Source organism: Roseobacter sp. SK209-2-6 (assembly GCF_000169455.1).
Classification (GTDB): Bacteria; Pseudomonadota; Alphaproteobacteria; order Rhodobacterales; family Rhodobacteraceae; genus Pseudophaeobacter.
The window spans coordinates 112,115-128,728 of the sequence record NZ_AAYC01000008.1 but is presented as its reverse complement, the minus strand read 5'-3'; the positions used below and the strand labels follow the sequence as shown (position 1 = coordinate 128,728).

Below are 16,614 nucleotides of genomic sequence, written 5' to 3'. Positions count from 1 at the left end.
GGATGCAGGATTACTGCGAGGCCCAGCGGGCGACCAACTCGTCGTAGTTGACGGTCTGACCGGCAGGCTTCTCATTTTCCAGCTTCGGCTTGGCGCCGCCATTGGCGAACCACCACTCTGCGGATTTCTCCTCGTTCAGGCGTGGGCCGCAACCGCCATAGATTTCAGCCTGCTCGTCTGCACGCTGCATCCGGGCCATGGTGATATCCATTTCCTCGGCTAGGCGGTCCATGGCTTCCTGCGGGGTGAAGGCGCCGGAGTTGACGTCACCGATCTGCTGCCACCAGATCTGGGCCAGCTTCGGATAGTCAGGCACGTTCACGCCGGTCGGGGACCAGGCCACACGGTCTGGCGAGCGGTAGAATTCCACCAGCCCGCCCAGGTTGCCGGCACGCTCGGTGAAGCTCTCGTGGTTGATCGAGCTGTCACGAATGAAGGTCAGGCCAACGTGGCTTTTCTTCACGTCCACAGTCTTGGAGACCACGAACTGTGCATAGAGCCATGCCGCCTGGGCACGATCAATTGGGGTGGACTTCAGGAAGGTCCAGGAACCCACGTCCTGATAGCCAACCTTCTGGCCTTCTTCCCAGTAAGGACCATGCGGGGAGGGAGCCATGCGCCACAGTGGCGTGCCGCTCTCGTCCACGGTGTTGTTGCCTTCGGACTGCGGTTTTACCATGTCGGCGGTAAAGGCGGTGTACCAGAAGATCTGTTGGGCCACATTGCCCTGCGCCAGGGCAGGAAGCGACTGGTAGAAGTCATAGGACGCCGCACCTGGAGGCGCATAGTTACGCAGCCATTCGTCCCATTTGCGGATCGCGTAGACCGCTGCTGGGCCGTTGGCGGCACCGCCACGGGTCACGCTGGCGCCCTGCGGGTTGCAGGTGCCTGCTTCCATGCGGATGCCCCATTCGTCGATCGGCAGACCGTTTGGTTCACCCTTGGAGCCTGCACCGGCCATCGACAGCCAGGCATCGGTCATGCGCCAGCCCAGGTCAGGCGCGCGCTTGCCGTAATCCATATGGCCGTAGATCGCGGTGCCGTCGATTTCTTTCACGTCATTCGAGAAGAATTCGGCGATGTCCTCATAGGCTGACCAGTTGACCGGGACACCCAGGTCGTAGCCATATTTTTCCTTGAAGGCCGCTTGCAGATCCTCACGGTCGAACCAGTCCTTACGGAACCAGTAGAGGTTGGCAAACTGCTGATCGGGCAGCTGATAAAGATCGCCATCCGGGCCGGTGGTGAACTGGGTGCCCATGAAGTCACCAAGGTCGAGACCAGGGTTGGTCACATCCTTGAACTCACCTGCCATCATGTCGGTCAGGTTATAGGCCAGTTGCAGACGGGAATGGGTGCCGATCAGGTCGGAGTCATTGACGTAGCCGTCATAGAGGTTCCGCTTGGTTTGCATCTGGGTCTGCACGGCCTGAACCACTTCACCCTCGCCGAGGATCTGGTGGTTCACCTTGATGCCGGTGATTTCCTCAAAGGCTTTGGTCAGCACTTCGCTTTCGTAGCTGTGCGTCGGAATGCCCTCGGAGAGAACATTGATCTCCATGCCCTTGTAGGGCTCTGCGGCGGTGATGAACCACTGCATTTCGTTCAGCTGCTCGTCCTTGGTCAGGACCGAAGGCTGAAACTCTTCGTCAATCCATTTGCGAGCAGCTGCCTCATCGGCATAGCCTGCTTGCCCCGCAACCACGGCACATACCGCTGCTGCGGACAAAAGATACCTGCGCATCTTTTTCCTCCCTATTGGTCTGTAAGGCCAGCAATGCGTCCAGCGCATCTGACTGACATAGAGCTTTCATAGAGCTGCTTCCGTTGTCAAACTAAAAATTTAGTAATGATTTATCTGTTTGAAAATAAACATTTTAAACTCTAGCCGCCTATGACTTTTCGCGATGAATTGCCGACTCTGTGTTCCCAATCATGTCGTAATCACATGGGGGCTGTCAAAGAAACGCAACGGCATTTAGCCATCGCAGCAGCCATCAAAGCCGGGTAAGAGAGCAATATGAGCGAGATAGAGACATTCGAGATTTTCCTGACCGTGGCGCCGGGGCTAGAGGCTGCGTTGCTTTCGGAAGTACGCGCGGCAGGGTTTCAACAGCCAAAATCCGTGCCCGGCGGGGTGACCATTCAAGGCGGCTGGGCGGATGTCTGGCGCGCCAATCTGCAGCTTCGCGGTGCTGCGCGGGTGCTGGCACGGATCGGATCTTTCCGGGCCTTTCATCTGGCGCAGCTGGACAAACGCGCACGTAAATTCCCCTGGGGGGATGTGCTACGCAAAGACGTGCCGCTGCGCGTCGAGACGGTGACCAACAAGAAGTCCAAAATCTATCACGCCGGCGCTGCAACCCAGCGCGTGGAAAAAGCTCTGGTGGAGAGCTTTGGCGCCACGCTATCCAAAGAGGCTTCCCTGGTGCTGAAGCTGCGCATTGATGACAATAATTGCCAGTTCAGTGTCGATACCTCAGGCGAGGGGTTGCACAAGCGGGGTCATAAATCCGCCGTCGGCAAGGCGCCGATGCGAGAGACACTGGCCGCCCTGTTCCTGCGGGAATGCGGTTATGACGGCACAGAACCGGTGGTCGACCCCATGTGCGGCTCGGGCACCTTTGTGATTGAAGCAGCAGAGATCGCACAGGGGCTATTAGCGGGGCGCAGCCGCAGCTTTGCCTTTGAGGATCTGGCAAATTTTGATGCCGAGGCCTTCAACGCGCTCAGGCTGGAATTGGATCAATCCGGAGGTCTTGCTGCAGGGCCCCGCTTTTATGGATCTGATCGCAATGCAGGCGCCGTCGAGATGGCTGCGGCAAATGCGGAACGCGCGGGAGTTCAAGAAGTTACCTCCTTCGTGCAGCGGGCTGTGAGCGATCTGGAAAGGCCTGAAGGTCCGCCAGGGCTGGTAATAGTGAACCCGCCCTACGGGGCCCGGATTGGCAACAAGAAGCTGCTCTTTGCCCTTTACGGTGCTTTGGGACAGGTTCTGAGAGAACGGTTTTCGGGATGGCGCGTGGGCATTGTGACCAGCGACAACGCATTGGCAAAGGCAACGGCTTTGCCCTTTTTACCTGTTGGGGCACCGGTGGCCCACGGGGGGCTAAAGATCAGGTTGTTTAAAACCGACCCTTTGCCCTAGAGACTGGCAAGGCCGCAGGAATAAGTCATGAAAAAGGGCGCCAATCGGGCGCCCTGATTTGTTTTTCACTGTCAGAAGTTGATCCTGGCTTTGGTCAGAAACAATGCTCCAGATCGCTGCCATGGGTGCCACTACCGCAGGCCTCGTCTTCTTCGTCTACAGGCTGGGTCATCAGCGCAAAAACGTCTGCTTCGCTTGGGGTGCTGCTGCTTTCACCGCTGTCTCCAGTGGCCAAATTGGCGCTGTACCACGCATCCAGCCCATCGTCGGAGACGCCACCATTTGAATAGCTGCTGCTATCAGAGGCTGCGGTTGCGGGGTCATAGCCGCCTTCCAAGACATCCTGTGTCCCGTCAGGTCGTGTCACGACCAAAGACATGGATGACAGGTCTAGATCCGCGAGCGAAAGCGGCCCATTGTCACTCCAGAGGGTGAAATTCGCGTTGTTTACCGTGCCATCGGTACTGTCGGGTGCCTGACCAAACTGAACCATGCCATCGAAGTTTTCTGGAACGGTCGTGCCGTCATCCAAAGAGTTAACGCCATTGGCTGCCGCCGCATGGCCGGTCACAGGAAGCGCGTTTTCATCGGGGAAGAAATTCAGCCCCTGAACCGTTGCGTCATCGTTGAAGTTAAAGAAGAGCCCGTCGATATCCGCGACTTCTCCGTCAAAGGAAGTCGGGGTCAGATTGACGAAAAGCTGTCCGCCTGTGTTCTCGACGACCTCAACGGTTACGCTGGGCTGGCCGTTGCCACCGATTTCAAAAGTAACAGAGGGTTTGTCGCTACCCCCTCCATTTCCGCCGCCTCCGCCATTGCCACCGCCGGAGCCACTCGTCCCAGAGCCAGTAGACCCGGTCCCATTGGTGCCAGAACCATTTGTGCCGGACCCATTGGTTCCAGAGCCACCGGTGCCGGACCCGCGTGAACCAGATCCACCTGTTCCTGAACCTCCAGTGCCGGAAGAACCACCGGTGCCTGATCCTCCAGTTCCAGAACCACGGGTGCCGCCTGTACCAGACCCACCGGTTCCGGATCCGCCGCTACCGGAACCATTGTTGTCTTCGTCGCGATCTTCCCACCATTTTTTCTTTTTGCCCCAGCGACCACGGCCCCCGCCTGATCCAAGGGTGCCACCAGAGCCCGATCCACAGGTTCCGGAACCGCGGGACCCGGATCCGCCCTTGCCAGACCCACCTTTGCCTGATCCATCCGTCCCAGAGCCGCCGGTACCGGACCCTGCTGTTCCAGATCCCGTGCCGTTACGATCATCGTCCTTGCGGTCTTCCCACCACTTTTTCTTTTTGCCCCAACGGCCACGGCCCCCGCCTGATCCTCCGCTGCCGCCGGTGCCGGATCCCGTTCCGCGATCATCGTCGTCACGTTGCCAATGTTTACGACCGCCTCGGCCGCCATAATGGTTGGAGAGCCTATCACTATACCATTTTTCAAACCCGCCCCCTCGGACGCCGCCGTCATGATAGCTTTTGCTTTGGCAGGCATTCTTGCCCCCCCAAGAGGAGCGACCACCACCCCAGCTATGAAATCTTCCCCAACCCATTTTGAAATCCTTCCAGCACTAAAAAGGTGGCAGACCTCTATCCAAAGGAGTGATCTGCTATCGGGTTGGATCATAAAAACATGGACAATGGGTGCCAAACTTTCGTCCAATTTTAGTGTTTATTTCAACATATTGTCGGCAAAAGCGGAAACAGAGGCTGAGCGAAATTTTGATTGTTTCCAGTGCTTCATGTGGCAGAACCCCGTTGAGTGTGCTGCGATGCGAATCAATCAGAGCGGGCCATCTCTCGTCATTCTCTGTCCCGAAAAACGCCATCTTCCTTGCGTATCCGGTAACAATTAGAGATTCGAGCAGGCGGGAACGCGGGGTCCGAAGCCGGAAAAGGGAGCCAAGGGTGGCAGACGGAAATTTTGATGACCGCATGGCCTATATTTCGGCCAAGGCCCAGGATGTTTTGGGTGAGGTGCCAGAGCAGATCACGACACCCGGTGGCAAGTCGCGTTCCTCGATCCGGCTTCATTTCAAGGATTGGTCGGCGATCGCCACACTGCGCGAGAACTTTCGGCGCACGCATCTTGAAGCCTATGTGCTTGAGCAACTTGCGCCCCATTGTGATGATATTCCCAAGGTTCTTGGGGTCAGTGATGATGTGCTGTTTCAGTCCGACACCGGCGATATTCGCCTTAGCGAAGAAGTCCTGGTGCATGAGGAAGCGGATCAGGTAGAGCTGGCCGCCGAAGCCTGTGCGGGCCTGTTCCGCATTCATGCCGCCGCGCGTAAAACCGATCTTGCCGAAATGATGCCGCATCTCGGATCGAACAGAGACTGGATCATCAACTTGGTTGGTTCAGTTGATGCTTTGCAGGCCTATTCAATGGGACTTTCCAAAGATTTCGACTTTGTGGCGGTTGCTGAACGCATGGATCAGCCAGGGCGTCAGTTTCTGAAATGGGACTGCCGATCCGGCAATGCTGCAATCGGATATGATGGCTATGTGCGTTGGTTTGATTTTGAATACGCAGGTGTGCGTCACGGAGCAGAGGATTTTGCCTGGCTGATTGCTGATGAGACATGGCCTGTGGCACCCGACAAGATGGCGGATGTGATGATCGATACCTTTGATCATAGTTCGGGTTATGAAATCGAAGACTATCTGGACTACTTGTCAGTCTATGTGACGCTTCATTCCGTTCAGCGATTGAAGCTGATCCAGAAAGAGGTGAAGAAACGCGGATGGCTGAGCAAGGACCGGGTGATCCGCTATGATGACGCAGGTGTTCACCCAGATTATGCTGCTCAGCTTTGTCGGGTTGGGGCGTATTTCTCCGCTCAGTCAAATCTAACCGCCCCACTGACCCGCAATTTCGAATCTGCTGGCCGGGCCTTTAGGGCGATTGCAGAAGGCTAATGGCAATGGAATGGGGGTGGTTACAGCCCCATCTGACGCACCGCGAGGTCGCGCATGATTTCCTCTGACCCGCCCCCGATGGCCATGACCTTGACCTCTCGGTAGATGCGTTCAACTCGGTTGCCCCGTAGGTAGCCAGCCCCGCCAAGGATCTGCATCGCCTCTGAGGCACAGAACTCACAGGCTTTGGTCGCAAAGAACTTGGCCTTGCTGAGTTCCGCCACCGGCATCTCACCTTCGTTCACCTGCCAGCAGATCATCCGCAATAGCGCCTCAACCGCATCGATACGCGCAGACATCTCTGCGATTTTGTGCCGGATGACCTGATGCTCGATGAGCTTCTGACCAAAGGTCTCGCGGTCTTGTGCCCATGCAATACTGTCTTCCAGGCAGGCTTTCATCATACCCAGAACTGCAGCGATCAGGTTGAGGCGTTCCATATTGAAGTTGTTCATGATGGCCAGAAAACCGGTGCCCTCTTCACCCATCATATGGCTGGCCGGGACGCGAACCTCATCTAGGTAGAGCGTGGCTTGATCAGAACACCACCAGCCCATTTTCCGGGGGAGGGGGCTGCGGGAAAAACCTGCTGTGTCAGCCTCGACAAAGAACAGGGAAATTCCCGCCAGGCCTTTGCCGCCGGTGCGGGCGGGAATGACAAAATAGTCTGAGGTCATCCCACCGGTAATGAAGGTCTTGGAGCCGTTCAGAACCCAGTGGTTCCCGTCACGTCGCGCTGTGGTCTTGAGGTTTGCCACATCTGAGCCGCCTCCCGGTTCTGTAACGCCTAGCGAAGAGCCTTTCTCGCCCGAGAGGATCTCTGGCAGAACCCTCTCGCGGATCTCGTCGCAGGCAAGCCGGGCGATGGGCTCAACCGATATGGTTCGCCCCGCCATGGCCGCGGTTACCCCGCCAGCGCCACAACGCGCCATTTCCTCGCTATAGGCGGCGCGCAAAAAGCAGTCGTCAAAGCCAAGCCCGCCAAACTTTTCGTCGATGCCAAAGCCCCAGACACCAAAGTCACCAACCTTCTGGTGCAACTCCCAGGGGATTTCTCCGGCCTCGTCCCAGTCGTCGCAATAGGGTTGAATTTCCTTCTCAACAAAGGAGCGGATGCTCTTGCGGAAGGCGCTTCTTTCTTCTGTCTCAAAGGGGTTCTTCATTGTGACCTTCCTGTTGTCCAAGTGTTTCCTGAGCCCTCGCAGAAAGGTGCGGAGCCATGATTTGACCAAAGAGATCAACCATTTTGGTTATGATTTCGGGATCCCGCTCATAAGGCGCCTGTGTGTGCAGGCCGCGCATGAAACTGCGGCAGATCGACCAAAGCAAAGACAGTTGTTCTGGCTGCCCGGAAGTTGCTTGATAGATATGGGCGATATTGCGATTGAACTCGTCGTTATAGGCCCAAAGGGATGGGGAAATCCGCGCGCTGAGTGCAGCATCGGTGCGTGAAGCAACCAGAATTTCCATCAAGGCCCGGCCTTCGCGTGTATTGATGACGCGTGCCCATAGCCTGTGCAGCTCTTCCTGTAGATTGCTGCCCTTGGCCTGGCTCAACAGGTTGGCTTCCTCCCCCGGACGAGAGGGGCCACGCACTGGGGCCAGCAAATGCTCAAGTGTTTTGACCATCATTTCTTCTCGCGAGGGAAAGTGATGGGTCAGTGCGCCGCGTGAGACACCTGCGCGGGTCTGAACGCGATTGATTGAGCACTCGGCATAGCCCAGATCATCTAGGCAAGAAATGACCGCCGCAAAAATACGACCACGGGTGCGCGCAACCCGTGCCGGATTTCCTTTGAGCCCTTTGTCACTTTGGTCGATAACCCTTTGATCAATGCTGCTTGGCCCAGAGCCACTCCGTTCTGGGTCACTCTGATCCGTGACGTTCGGTTGGTCTTCGGTTCTCTTGCGCATCAGCTTATCCTCACGGTCGAATCGTAAAACAGAACACTCGGTCTGTTCAATTGCATGGATGCAGACCGGACGCAGCGGCATTTAGGCCGGGAAGGGGAGAGCGCAATGCAGCAAGCAGAGGATTTTCGAGCAGAGAGCCGGGCCTTAGCTGGCATCCTTGAGGATTTGCCAGAAGCCGACCTTCACCGAGTGACCCAGTTCAAAGACTGGACCATTGATCATGTCCTGGGTCACCTGCATCTGTTTAACACGGCGGCAGAGATCTCGTTGAAAGGTGAGGCTGAGTTTTCCACATTCATCACTCCTATTGTCCAAGAGATGCAGCGTGGGAAATCTATCTTAGAGGTTCAGTTCCCATGGCTCGACGGGCTTTCTGGAAAAACTCTGTTTGACGCTTGGCGCCAAGGGGCGGAGAGTTGCGCTGACGCTTTTGCACAGGCGGATCCCAAGGCGCGGGTGACATGGGTTGGTCCCGAGATGAGTGCGCTTAGCTCGATCACCGCACGCCAAATGGAGACATGGGCCCATGGGCAAGAGGTTTTTGATCTGCTGGGGCTGGAGCGTAAAGAAGAGGATCGCATCCGCAATATTGCGCATTTGGGCGTCTCTACCTTTGGTTGGACCTTTATCAACAGAAAAGAACCCGTACCGACCCCTGCACCCTTTGTGGAACTAACAGGACCGTCCGGAGAGATATGGCAGTGGAACGATGTTCAGGCAGAGAACAGCGTGAAAGGGCCAGCCGTGGAGTTTTGCAGGGTGGTCACGCAGGTGCGTAACTTTGCGGATACAGAGCTTGCGGTGCGCGGGGAGGTTGCCAAGCGCTGGATGGAGATTGCGCAGTGTTTTGCTGGTCCCGCAAATGCGCCACCAGCGCCAGGCAGCCGTCACAAGGCTTGATCCCGGGCATTGGCCTGAAGGCATGACCAAAGGCGCGCAGCTATTGTACGGAAAACCGGGGTGATGATACCGGGCCAATGCCACGTTCCAGCCAAGCGGCGATTGCATGGCAGGAGCATGTCAATTCTGATCATCTTCTTTCCGGAGATTGCGCCTGATAGCTGTGAGCCCGGCCAATGCCATGGCCTCTGGTGCGCATCGCGTGACCGGTAGACCCTGTGCCGCAAAGGCCGCTTCATAGGGGGCGGCAAGATCATCGTGTGCAATCAAGGCGAGGTTTTGCCCAAGCCAATAGGGGCGCGCCGCAGCGAGCTCTGCCCCAATAAGATAGCCCCATAACCGCCCCTGAGCCTCAAGCGGATCGGTTTTGTCGCGTATCGCGCTGACCTCCAGTTCAGCGAGACGCGCGGCGAGACGCTCTGGTTTGGACATGATGTCCTCCACAGCTTCGCAAAGCGCGCTCTGAGACCAAGCTGTCTGAGGGCGAATTTGTTGCCCGAGAACACGGTGTGAAAACTCCTGTTGAAGTGTGCCGGTTATGAAACTCTGTACACTGACAACTTCAGATGCGCTGCTAAGCACCCAGTGGCTGCGAGAGCCCGGCAAGCAGATCACCCCGTCCCAGCGTGGGTTGAGGGTCTGAAAGCCCGCCACGTGGCACAGAGAACCTGCAAGCTGAGCTGGAGGGGTTGCCTGGTCAAGGACAGGTAATAAGGCAAGATCTCGATTTGCGAGCTTTTCTAGCGTGGGAGCCAGCTCAAGAGGTTTTGCCGGAATGGCAGCGCTGGGCGCGGCGGGAAATCCGCAGGCCAAGATCGGAAGACTTGCTAGACCAGCCTCGCGAAGTGCATGGGTCAGCGCCTGCCTTGGCTCGGAGGTGGCTGGCAGAACCTCTTTACTAGACAACTTGTCTTCCGACATGACCCAGAGAAACATTTCCTGATCCAGGACTGCCGCGGCAATCCAGCGGGTGTTTGTCCAATCTGGTGCGGGGGATGAGCTGTGCATGAGATCTCCGGATATTGGCAGGGGGAGCTACGACAATGCAGCACTAAAAACCCGACATTCATAAACAGCAGTGAAGCGGAATTCAAACCTGCTAGCGGTCCAGAATACCGCTTTCATGCCTTAATCAGAGATTAACGAGGGTGGCTTTTTAGAGGCATTGATTCCCGCCAATTAGCGTAGTGAAGGGATAGTTCCCCCCCTAAAGGAGTGATTGTTTCTACTTTTGAGTGGGAAATAGGCTAAATTGGGGCTCTCGATAGCCTTTTATTACAATTCTTGGCAAATTGCGTAAGTAGGTGTTGAGCCGCGATGCGCTAGTATTGGATCGAACGCATCGCCAATCAAAAATAGCAAGGGACCATCATGTGGGGGCATGCTGGATGTTTCCTTCAGTTAGTAATTGACCCGGATAGTGCTGTTCCGGGCTGTTAGAAAATTAAGCACCGACTGGTGACTGGACCGGATCGTGTGGCCGCGTGCGAAGGGGAGTGGAGATGAAGGATTTCTTGGCAGAGGGTTCTGCAGCAATTTCACATGGAGAAATCCGGTTGCCGTCCAAAGAAAACGAGGCTTCCGCCATTGTCTTCCCGATGTCATCGGACGGGCAAACGCCACCGAAAGCGGCGAATGTGAATGCCAAGTTGGCCAATAATCGGCCCCTGGCGCACCCAGTAAGCGAAGTTGCAGGTCGTAAAAACGCCCTCTACCGGAGCCTTGGAAAACGCAGCCTGGATCTGCTGTTGGTGATTTTGGCGCTGCCTATTGCTTTACCACTGATCCTGCTGCCTGCTTTGGCGCTGTGGATGGAGGGGGGATCCCCCTTCTACACCCAGGAACGTCTGGGCCGGAACGGCAAGCGTTTCAGGATCTACAAACTCCGTACAATGGTACGCAATGCCGATTGTCTTTTGGCCGAGTGTTTGAAAAACAACCCAGAAATGCGCCGAGAGTGGAATGAAACGCAAAAGCTTAAAGCGGATCCGCGCATCACACCTGTGGGTCGGTTCCTGCGGATGACCTCTTTGGATGAACTGCCTCAGCTCTGGAACGTTTTCACTGGTGAGATGAGCCTTGTAGGCCCGCGCCCAATGATGCCAGAGCAACTGCCACTCTATGGGGATGCCACTGCCTATTTTGCGGTTCAGCCCGGGATTACCGGTTTGTGGCAAGTCTCGACCCGCAATGAGAGCAGCTTTGCATTCCGTGCCCAGGCAGATGCGGATTACCTGCGTGCCTTTGGCCTTAAACAGGATATCTCCCTGATTTGGCGCACTGTGGGTGTCGTTCTCCGTGGCACTGGATATTAACCTCTCTGGGTTTGACTAAGGTGTGCCGCTAGGCGGGTGCCGCAGACCATGTTAAGTTCGACAGGAGATCGCGCGTGAAGCATGTTTCTTTTTCTGGCACGGCTTCCAGCTTGCTTCCCGGTCTGTCCGGCACCTCAACAGTGGATCCTCTGTGCGAGGGCTACGTAGCCGAAACGAATGTTGGCCAGGATATGATGCAAGAGGGTTTCAAGAAATTCCGCCGTCGTGCACGGCGCGCTGCTTCCAGTGATGAAGGCGCTGCAATCATCTCTGATGACGAGCTGCGGCCGCTGGACGAAACCCAGGTGGAGATCGCAGCCCCGTTGCCGCGGAAGCAGCAAGTGCAAAGTCGCCTGCCCATGCGAGTTGAGCCCTGGCATCAACTGCCCCAAATACCGTTTGATTTCAAAGGGGAGCAAAGGACGCGTTTGCCTTTGGTCAGCGCGTTTCGTCGGTCGCCAACTGCACGGGCCTTTGATCTATTGCGCACCCGTATGCTGCATAGCCTCAAGGCACATGGTTGGAAGCGGGTCGCTGTCACCAGCGCCACAAGCGGAGCGGGAACCACCTTTTGTGCGGTGAACCTCGCGCTGAGTCTTGCTCGTGTACCTGGAAGCCGGACGATTCTGATGGATTTGAACTTCCACACGCCCAGTTTGGCGCAGGCACTGGGAATTGCTCCTCATGGTGATATGGCGCGATTGCTGACTGAGGAGGAGCTGCCAAGTCAGCACCTCCAGCGCCTATCGGAAACCCTAGCCGTTGCCACGAACCGCAACCCTGACAGTGATGCCTCTGACTTGTTGCACGACAGTCGAACGGCTGACGTCCTGGCATTGCTGATTGAGGAGATGGCCGCAGATACGGTGATCTTCGATTTGCCGCCCCTGTTGGAACACGATGATGCGACCGCATTTCTGCCTCAGGTGGACGGGGTTCTGCTGATCTCTGATGGAGAGAAAACCACCGCAGCGCAGCTGGCGGCATGTGAAAAGATGCTGGCGGGGCATGCGCCTTTGCTGGGTGTCGTGCTGAACCGGGCGCAGCAAACAGACCGGTCGCAAGTCACAGCTTAACCTAGCGAAAATCGGTGACCATTTTCACTTACACGGTGCTTTTCCATCGCGTCGACACAGTTTTGCCGCGTTGCTGTGGTCAGAGTTTTGGCAAAGAGAACCGCTGTGAAGCGAAAAACGGTGATCTAGCCAGACCGAGATCAAAGCAGAAGAACAGAGAGCAGTAGCATGGGGCCGATTTATTCGCTCAGAGATTTTTGGGATATGCTGCGGCGGCGAGCATCCGTAATCCTGCTTGTCGCGATGATCGGTTCAGTCTTCTCTGTTTGGGGCGCCTTGCAGCAACAGCATATGTACCACAGCGCTGAAGTCTTGCAGGTTGTGCGTCCAACCATCGCCGATGATCTAGCGAAATCAACAGTGGAAGGCTCCTCTGCCAGGCGTATCCAGTTGATTGAGCAACGTCTCATGGCACGTGGCACTCTCTTGGAGATCATCGACAAGTTTGGTCTTTATACTGATCTCACCCAGATGACGCCGACGGAAAAAGTGGTAATGCTGCGTGAGTCCATCAGCATTACGGGCGTTGCCGCTGCTCGCGAAGGCTTCACTGATGATGGTACGATCTCGGTTGTGACCATCACCGCCCTGCTACCTTCTGCAGAACAAGCACGCGATGTTGCAAGTGAGTTTGGTCGCCGAACGATCGAGTTGAGCATCAACACTAGGATTGAGCAGGCCCGTGAAACGCTGGGTTTCTTTGCGGAGAAGGAGTCGGCGGTTGCAGCTCAGGTTGCCGAGCTGGAGAGTGAAATTGCAGCATTCTACGCAGAAAATGATGTGGCACAGCCTGGTACGATAGAGTTTCGCCGCAACGAAATCGCGGCAATCAACGAGAGCCTCCTGGATATTGCACGTGAGCAAATTCAGGTGCGCCGGGCCGCAGACCAGGTGAGCGCCAATGAACGCCCCGCAACGGCACGGCGTATGCTGGCGGAGTATGAAGAACAGCTGGCCACACTGGATGCCCAGCGTGAATTGCTTCAGCAGCGCAAAGAAGAGCTTGAAGCCGCCCTGCAGACTACACCGGAGGTACAGCGTCAGTTGGGCGCCTATGAACGCCGGATGGAGACCCTGCAAGCGGAGTTTTCCATGATTTCAGCCCGCCGGAATGAGGCCGAAGTAGGTTTTCGGCTTGAAACAGCGCGCCAATCGGAGCGTTTGACCGTTCTGGAGCCCGCGACACTTGCGGATTATCCTGCGACTTCAGCGCGAAAGAAGAAAGCGATCATAGGTGGGGCTGCAAGCATTCTGATCGGCTTGATCATTGCCTTTCTCCTGGAGCTGCGGGCTCCGGTGCTGCGAACTGCAGCACAGATGGAGCGTGAAACCGGTCTGGCTCCCGTTGCTTCTATTCCCCCGTTGAAGGTGGGGCGCCGTGGGCAATTGCTGTTTTCGCTTTTGGCGCCTCTGCGCATGATCGGAAAAAGATAACTTCTTTTGCTTGGGAGGATGGTTGCAAGGGCGTCTCTTTTGGGGGGATGTCGCGTTTTCCGCTACTGAGGTGGCGCCATGTAAATCAGCTCTACCAAAGCGTCTTGATGCCACCAGAGGATGGCCGCACCTGCCAGCAGTGAGCCTGTGGCAAAGACGACGTCATGGAGCGGATCCCAGGCCTGGTGCTTTCGTGCCAACCAAATCAGAACCGGATATGCCAGCAGCATGGAGCCCCCCATGGTGACAATGCCGCCGGGTAGCCCCCAGAACATAGTCGCGAGCAAGAATAGCCCGGTCTGCAGAATGGCTCTGGTTGCGGTAAAGGCAAAGAAAGACCGCCCATCACCAGCGGCCAAAGCGGCCTGATCATAGGTCATGGTAATTACGGCGGGCACAAGTGACAGGGCGATCATGACCATCATTGGGCCAGCCATTGTGTAACGGGCATCATAAAGCAGATCTATGAGCCATGGGCCCAGCATCGCCATCGCAAATAACATCCCCAGAACGCCGAAGCTGAGGCCAAAACGAAGCAGTCGTTGTTTCCGCCGGTTTGCCGGATCAGCGGATACAGGTTTATCGCGATAAACCGGGATCATCAGGCGCTGGTTGACGGCATGCCCCAGCAACATCGGAAAACTGGCCAGGAAAAAACCGATATTGTAGATCCCCAGGGTCTCCAAGGGGACGAACTTCCCTAGAATGGCGCGGTCTCCCTGGGAGGTGAGAAACCAAAACGCGGTCGACATGAAGATCCATTTTCCAAATCGTATCAGCTCTTTGGCGGCATCTTTTTCCCAACGAAACCGATTGCGGTGCCCAGGTAGGCCAACATGCATCATGGTCAGCTTGGCTATGGCTTGGATAACGCCTCCCAAGACCAGTGCCAGGACGGATTCTGTCACCCAGGCCAAACAGACCATGGCGCTGACCCCCAATATCTGGGCGGCAAGATCCAAAAGAGTGACGCGCCCTACTAGGAGGTGGCGATGTGCGGTTTCAATCCGCGTCGGGTTGAAACCTGCGACGGCCAGTCCAACCCCCGCAATAGGCAGGTAGTAAAGCAACTCACGGCTGCCGTAAAACTCTGCCATCGGCCAGGCAAGAAGCAGTGTCATGCCCCATAGGACAAAGCCTCGCAGGATCTGAATACTCCAGGCAGTATCCAGAAAGGCAGGGTCATCCCCGCGGCTGTTTTGTGCAATCGAGGGGCCGATCCCTACATCAGAGAACAGTGAAAGACCCACGGTTACCACCGTAATCAAGGCCATCAAGCCGAAGGCTTCGGGAAACAAAAGTCGCGCAAGGATCAGGTTTGCGCCAAGCCTCAGGGCCTGGCTGCCGCCATAGCCTGCAACGAGCCAAAACGTGGATCGCAGGACCCGTGCCAAAAGTCCTTGGCCGGAAAAATGGGCTGCGATCTGCTTCATGGTTTCTCCGGCTTCTGAATGTGCCACTGCAAGCTAAAGGGCCTGCCTGTTATCGTCAATTGAAGGGCGAAAGTGCTAGATTTTAGGCCAATTTCAGGATTGGTTGCGGGATCAATTCCGATGAGAAACCCTCATTAAAGATGGATAAAGAACAATCGCTTAACACCTCTAGGCAAACGGTGGGGTAGCGGCTATTCTGCCGAAAATTTGGCTGACCTTGGAGTATAGGCCTTTGAAAATTGCTTATGTTCTGAACAGCTACCCACAGCCTTCTCACAGCTTCATCAGGCGGGAAATTCAAGCCCTGGAAAACCAGGGAATAGAGGTTTTACGTTTGGCTATGCGACCGGGGTCAGCACCATTGGTTGATCCGGGCGATATGAGCGAAGCCCAGAGAACGCAATATGTTCTCAAGGCGGGGGGCGGGGCCCTGCTTTCTGCGCTTTTTCTCAGTCTTGTCCAAACTCCAAGGCCGTTCTGGCAGGCTCTGCGTCTGGCGGTGAAAATGGGGCGTGTGTCCGAGGTTGGCTATCTGAAACACCTGATCTATCTGGTCGAGGCCGCTTATGTGAAACAAGAATGCCAGCGTGCTGGCATTGACCATATGCACGCCCATTTTGGGACCAATGCCACCTCGGTTGCGCTTTTTGCAAAAGCACTGAATGGACCCAGTTTCAGTTTTACAACTCACGGTCCCGAAGAGTTTGACAGCCCACGCGCATTGTCTCTGGGTGAAAAACTTAAACAGGCCAGTTTTGCAGTCGCGGTGAGCAGTTTTGGAAAAAGCCAATTGAGCCGCTGGGCCGATTTTGATTGTTGGCGCAAGTTAAGGGTCGTTCATTGCGGCATCGAGCCCAAGCATTTTTCTGAGGTGGTGCCCCTCCCTTCGAGTAGATTGCGACTTGTGGCGATTGGTCGTTTTGTAGAGCAAAAAGGGCAGATGGTACTGATCCAAGCTCTTTTACAGGTGATCAAAGAGCAGCCTTCTGTGCATCTAACCCTGATAGGGGATGGTGAGATGCGGCCTGAGTTGGAAGCCGCAATTGCGGAAAACGGTCTAGGGGCGCATGTCACATTGACTGGCTGGCTCTCGGAGGCTGGTGTGCGCGCAGAGCTTGCCGCCTCCCATGCTTTGGTCATGCCCTCCTTTGCGGAAGGGTTGCCGATGGTGGTTATGGAGGCCATGGCTGCGGGGCGTCCCGTGCTGGCCACCTATATTGCCGGAACGCCAGAACTGGTTTTGCATGGAGAAAACGGCTGGCTGGTCCCGGCTGGTGACGCAGGAGCATTGGCAGAGCAGATACTGGAGATAGCGGATTTGTCGCAAGAACGTTTCTCTGAAATGGGGATGGCCGGTCGCGAAAGGGTTCTTCAGCGGCACGACAGTGACAAAGAAGCGGTCAAGCTTGCGGCGTTGTTCCGAGAAGCCTGTGAACAAGCCTAGTTAGCAATCATCAGAGCGAA

13 protein-coding genes are annotated in these 16,614 nt (G+C 56.0%); 7 read left to right on the top strand and 6 right to left on the bottom strand.

All coding sequences use genetic code 11. The annotated features are described in order from the left end of the window. Nucleotides 1–10 precede the first annotated feature (10 nt). Nucleotides 11–1,744, bottom strand: a complete 1,734-nt coding sequence (locus tag RSK20926_RS13385; RefSeq protein ID WP_037255135.1) for an ABC transporter substrate-binding protein — start codon at nt 1,742–1,744, stop codon at nt 11–13. A 276-nt stretch (nt 1,745–2,020) separates the two neighbouring features. Between RSK20926_RS13385 and RSK20926_RS13380 the strand changes: the two genes are divergently transcribed. Then, the gene (locus tag RSK20926_RS13380) at nt 2,021–3,148 is read left to right on the top strand and encodes a THUMP domain-containing class I SAM-dependent RNA methyltransferase (protein ID WP_008207454.1); all 1,128 of its coding nucleotides are present in this window, start codon (nt 2,021–2,023) and stop codon (nt 3,146–3,148) included. Between the two features lie 94 nt (nt 3,149–3,242). Here the strand turns inward: RSK20926_RS13380 and RSK20926_RS22870 are convergent, their stop codons facing one another. Then, complete coding sequence (locus RSK20926_RS22870; RefSeq protein WP_157133128.1) at nt 3,243–4,709, bottom strand: hypothetical protein; 1,467 nt, start codon at nt 4,707–4,709, stop codon at nt 3,243–3,245. Between the two features lie 355 nt (nt 4,710–5,064). Here RSK20926_RS22870 and RSK20926_RS13370 point away from each other — a divergent pair, with 355 nt between their 5' ends. Next, nucleotides 5,065–6,078, top strand: coding sequence for a hypothetical protein (locus tag RSK20926_RS13370; protein ID WP_157133127.1), 1,014 nt, complete (start codon nt 5,065–5,067; stop codon nt 6,076–6,078). A 20-nt stretch (nt 6,079–6,098) separates the two neighbouring features. Here RSK20926_RS13370 and RSK20926_RS13365 read toward each other — a convergent pair whose 3' ends face one another. Together RSK20926_RS13365 and RSK20926_RS13360 are read right to left on the bottom strand one after the other, a co-directional pair. Further along, a complete protein-coding gene (locus tag RSK20926_RS13365) occupies nt 6,099–7,241 on the bottom strand; it encodes an acyl-CoA dehydrogenase family protein (protein WP_008207446.1) in 1,143 nt (380 codons plus the stop codon). Continuing rightward, nucleotides 7,225–7,992, bottom strand: coding sequence for a TetR/AcrR family transcriptional regulator (locus RSK20926_RS13360; protein ID WP_157133126.1), 768 nt, complete (start codon nt 7,990–7,992; stop codon nt 7,225–7,227). Before RSK20926_RS13360 ends, RSK20926_RS13365 begins: the two co-directional genes overlap by 17 nt. A 105-nt stretch (nt 7,993–8,097) precedes the next feature. Between RSK20926_RS13360 and RSK20926_RS13355 the strand changes: the two genes are divergently transcribed. Next, nucleotides 8,098–8,892 carry a TIGR03084 family metal-binding protein gene (locus RSK20926_RS13355; protein WP_008207443.1) on the top strand — a complete coding sequence of 265 codons (795 nt, stop codon included), beginning with the start codon at nt 8,098–8,100 and terminating at the stop codon, nt 8,890–8,892. Nucleotides 8,893–9,012: 120 nt separating this feature from the next. Here the strand turns inward: RSK20926_RS13355 and RSK20926_RS13350 are convergent, their stop codons facing one another. Beyond that, nucleotides 9,013–9,813, bottom strand: coding sequence for a 2-dehydro-3-deoxygalactonokinase (locus RSK20926_RS13350; protein WP_232281904.1), 801 nt, complete (start codon nt 9,811–9,813; stop codon nt 9,013–9,015). A gap of 581 nt (nt 9,814–10,394) precedes the next feature. On the opposite strand from RSK20926_RS13350, the gene RSK20926_RS13345 reads away from it, so the two are divergent. From RSK20926_RS13345 to RSK20926_RS13335, 3 genes are all read left to right on the top strand, one after another. Then, nucleotides 10,395–11,207, top strand: a complete 813-nt coding sequence (locus RSK20926_RS13345) for a sugar transferase (protein WP_008207438.1) — start codon at nt 10,395–10,397, stop codon at nt 11,205–11,207. A 74-nt stretch (nt 11,208–11,281) separates the two neighbouring features. After that, nucleotides 11,282–12,283 carry a CpsD/CapB family tyrosine-protein kinase gene (locus RSK20926_RS13340; protein WP_083805793.1) on the top strand — a complete coding sequence of 334 codons (1,002 nt, stop codon included), beginning with the start codon at nt 11,282–11,284 and terminating at the stop codon, nt 12,281–12,283. Nucleotides 12,284–12,451: 168 nt separating this feature from the next. Beyond that, nucleotides 12,452–13,717 carry a chain-length determining protein gene (locus RSK20926_RS13335; protein ID WP_050773086.1) on the top strand — a complete coding sequence of 422 codons (1,266 nt, stop codon included), beginning with the start codon at nt 12,452–12,454 and terminating at the stop codon, nt 13,715–13,717. A gap of 62 nt (nt 13,718–13,779) precedes the next feature. Here RSK20926_RS13335 and RSK20926_RS13330 read toward each other — a convergent pair whose 3' ends face one another. Further along, a complete protein-coding gene (locus tag RSK20926_RS13330; RefSeq protein ID WP_037255133.1) occupies nt 13,780–15,150 on the bottom strand; it encodes an oligosaccharide flippase family protein in 1,371 nt (456 codons plus the stop codon). 232 nt (nt 15,151–15,382) lie between these two features. Here RSK20926_RS13330 and RSK20926_RS13325 point away from each other — a divergent pair, with 232 nt between their 5' ends. After that, nucleotides 15,383–16,594, top strand: coding sequence for a glycosyltransferase family 4 protein (locus RSK20926_RS13325; RefSeq protein WP_008207434.1), 1,212 nt, complete (start codon nt 15,383–15,385; stop codon nt 16,592–16,594). Nucleotides 16,595–16,614 lie beyond the last annotated feature (20 nt).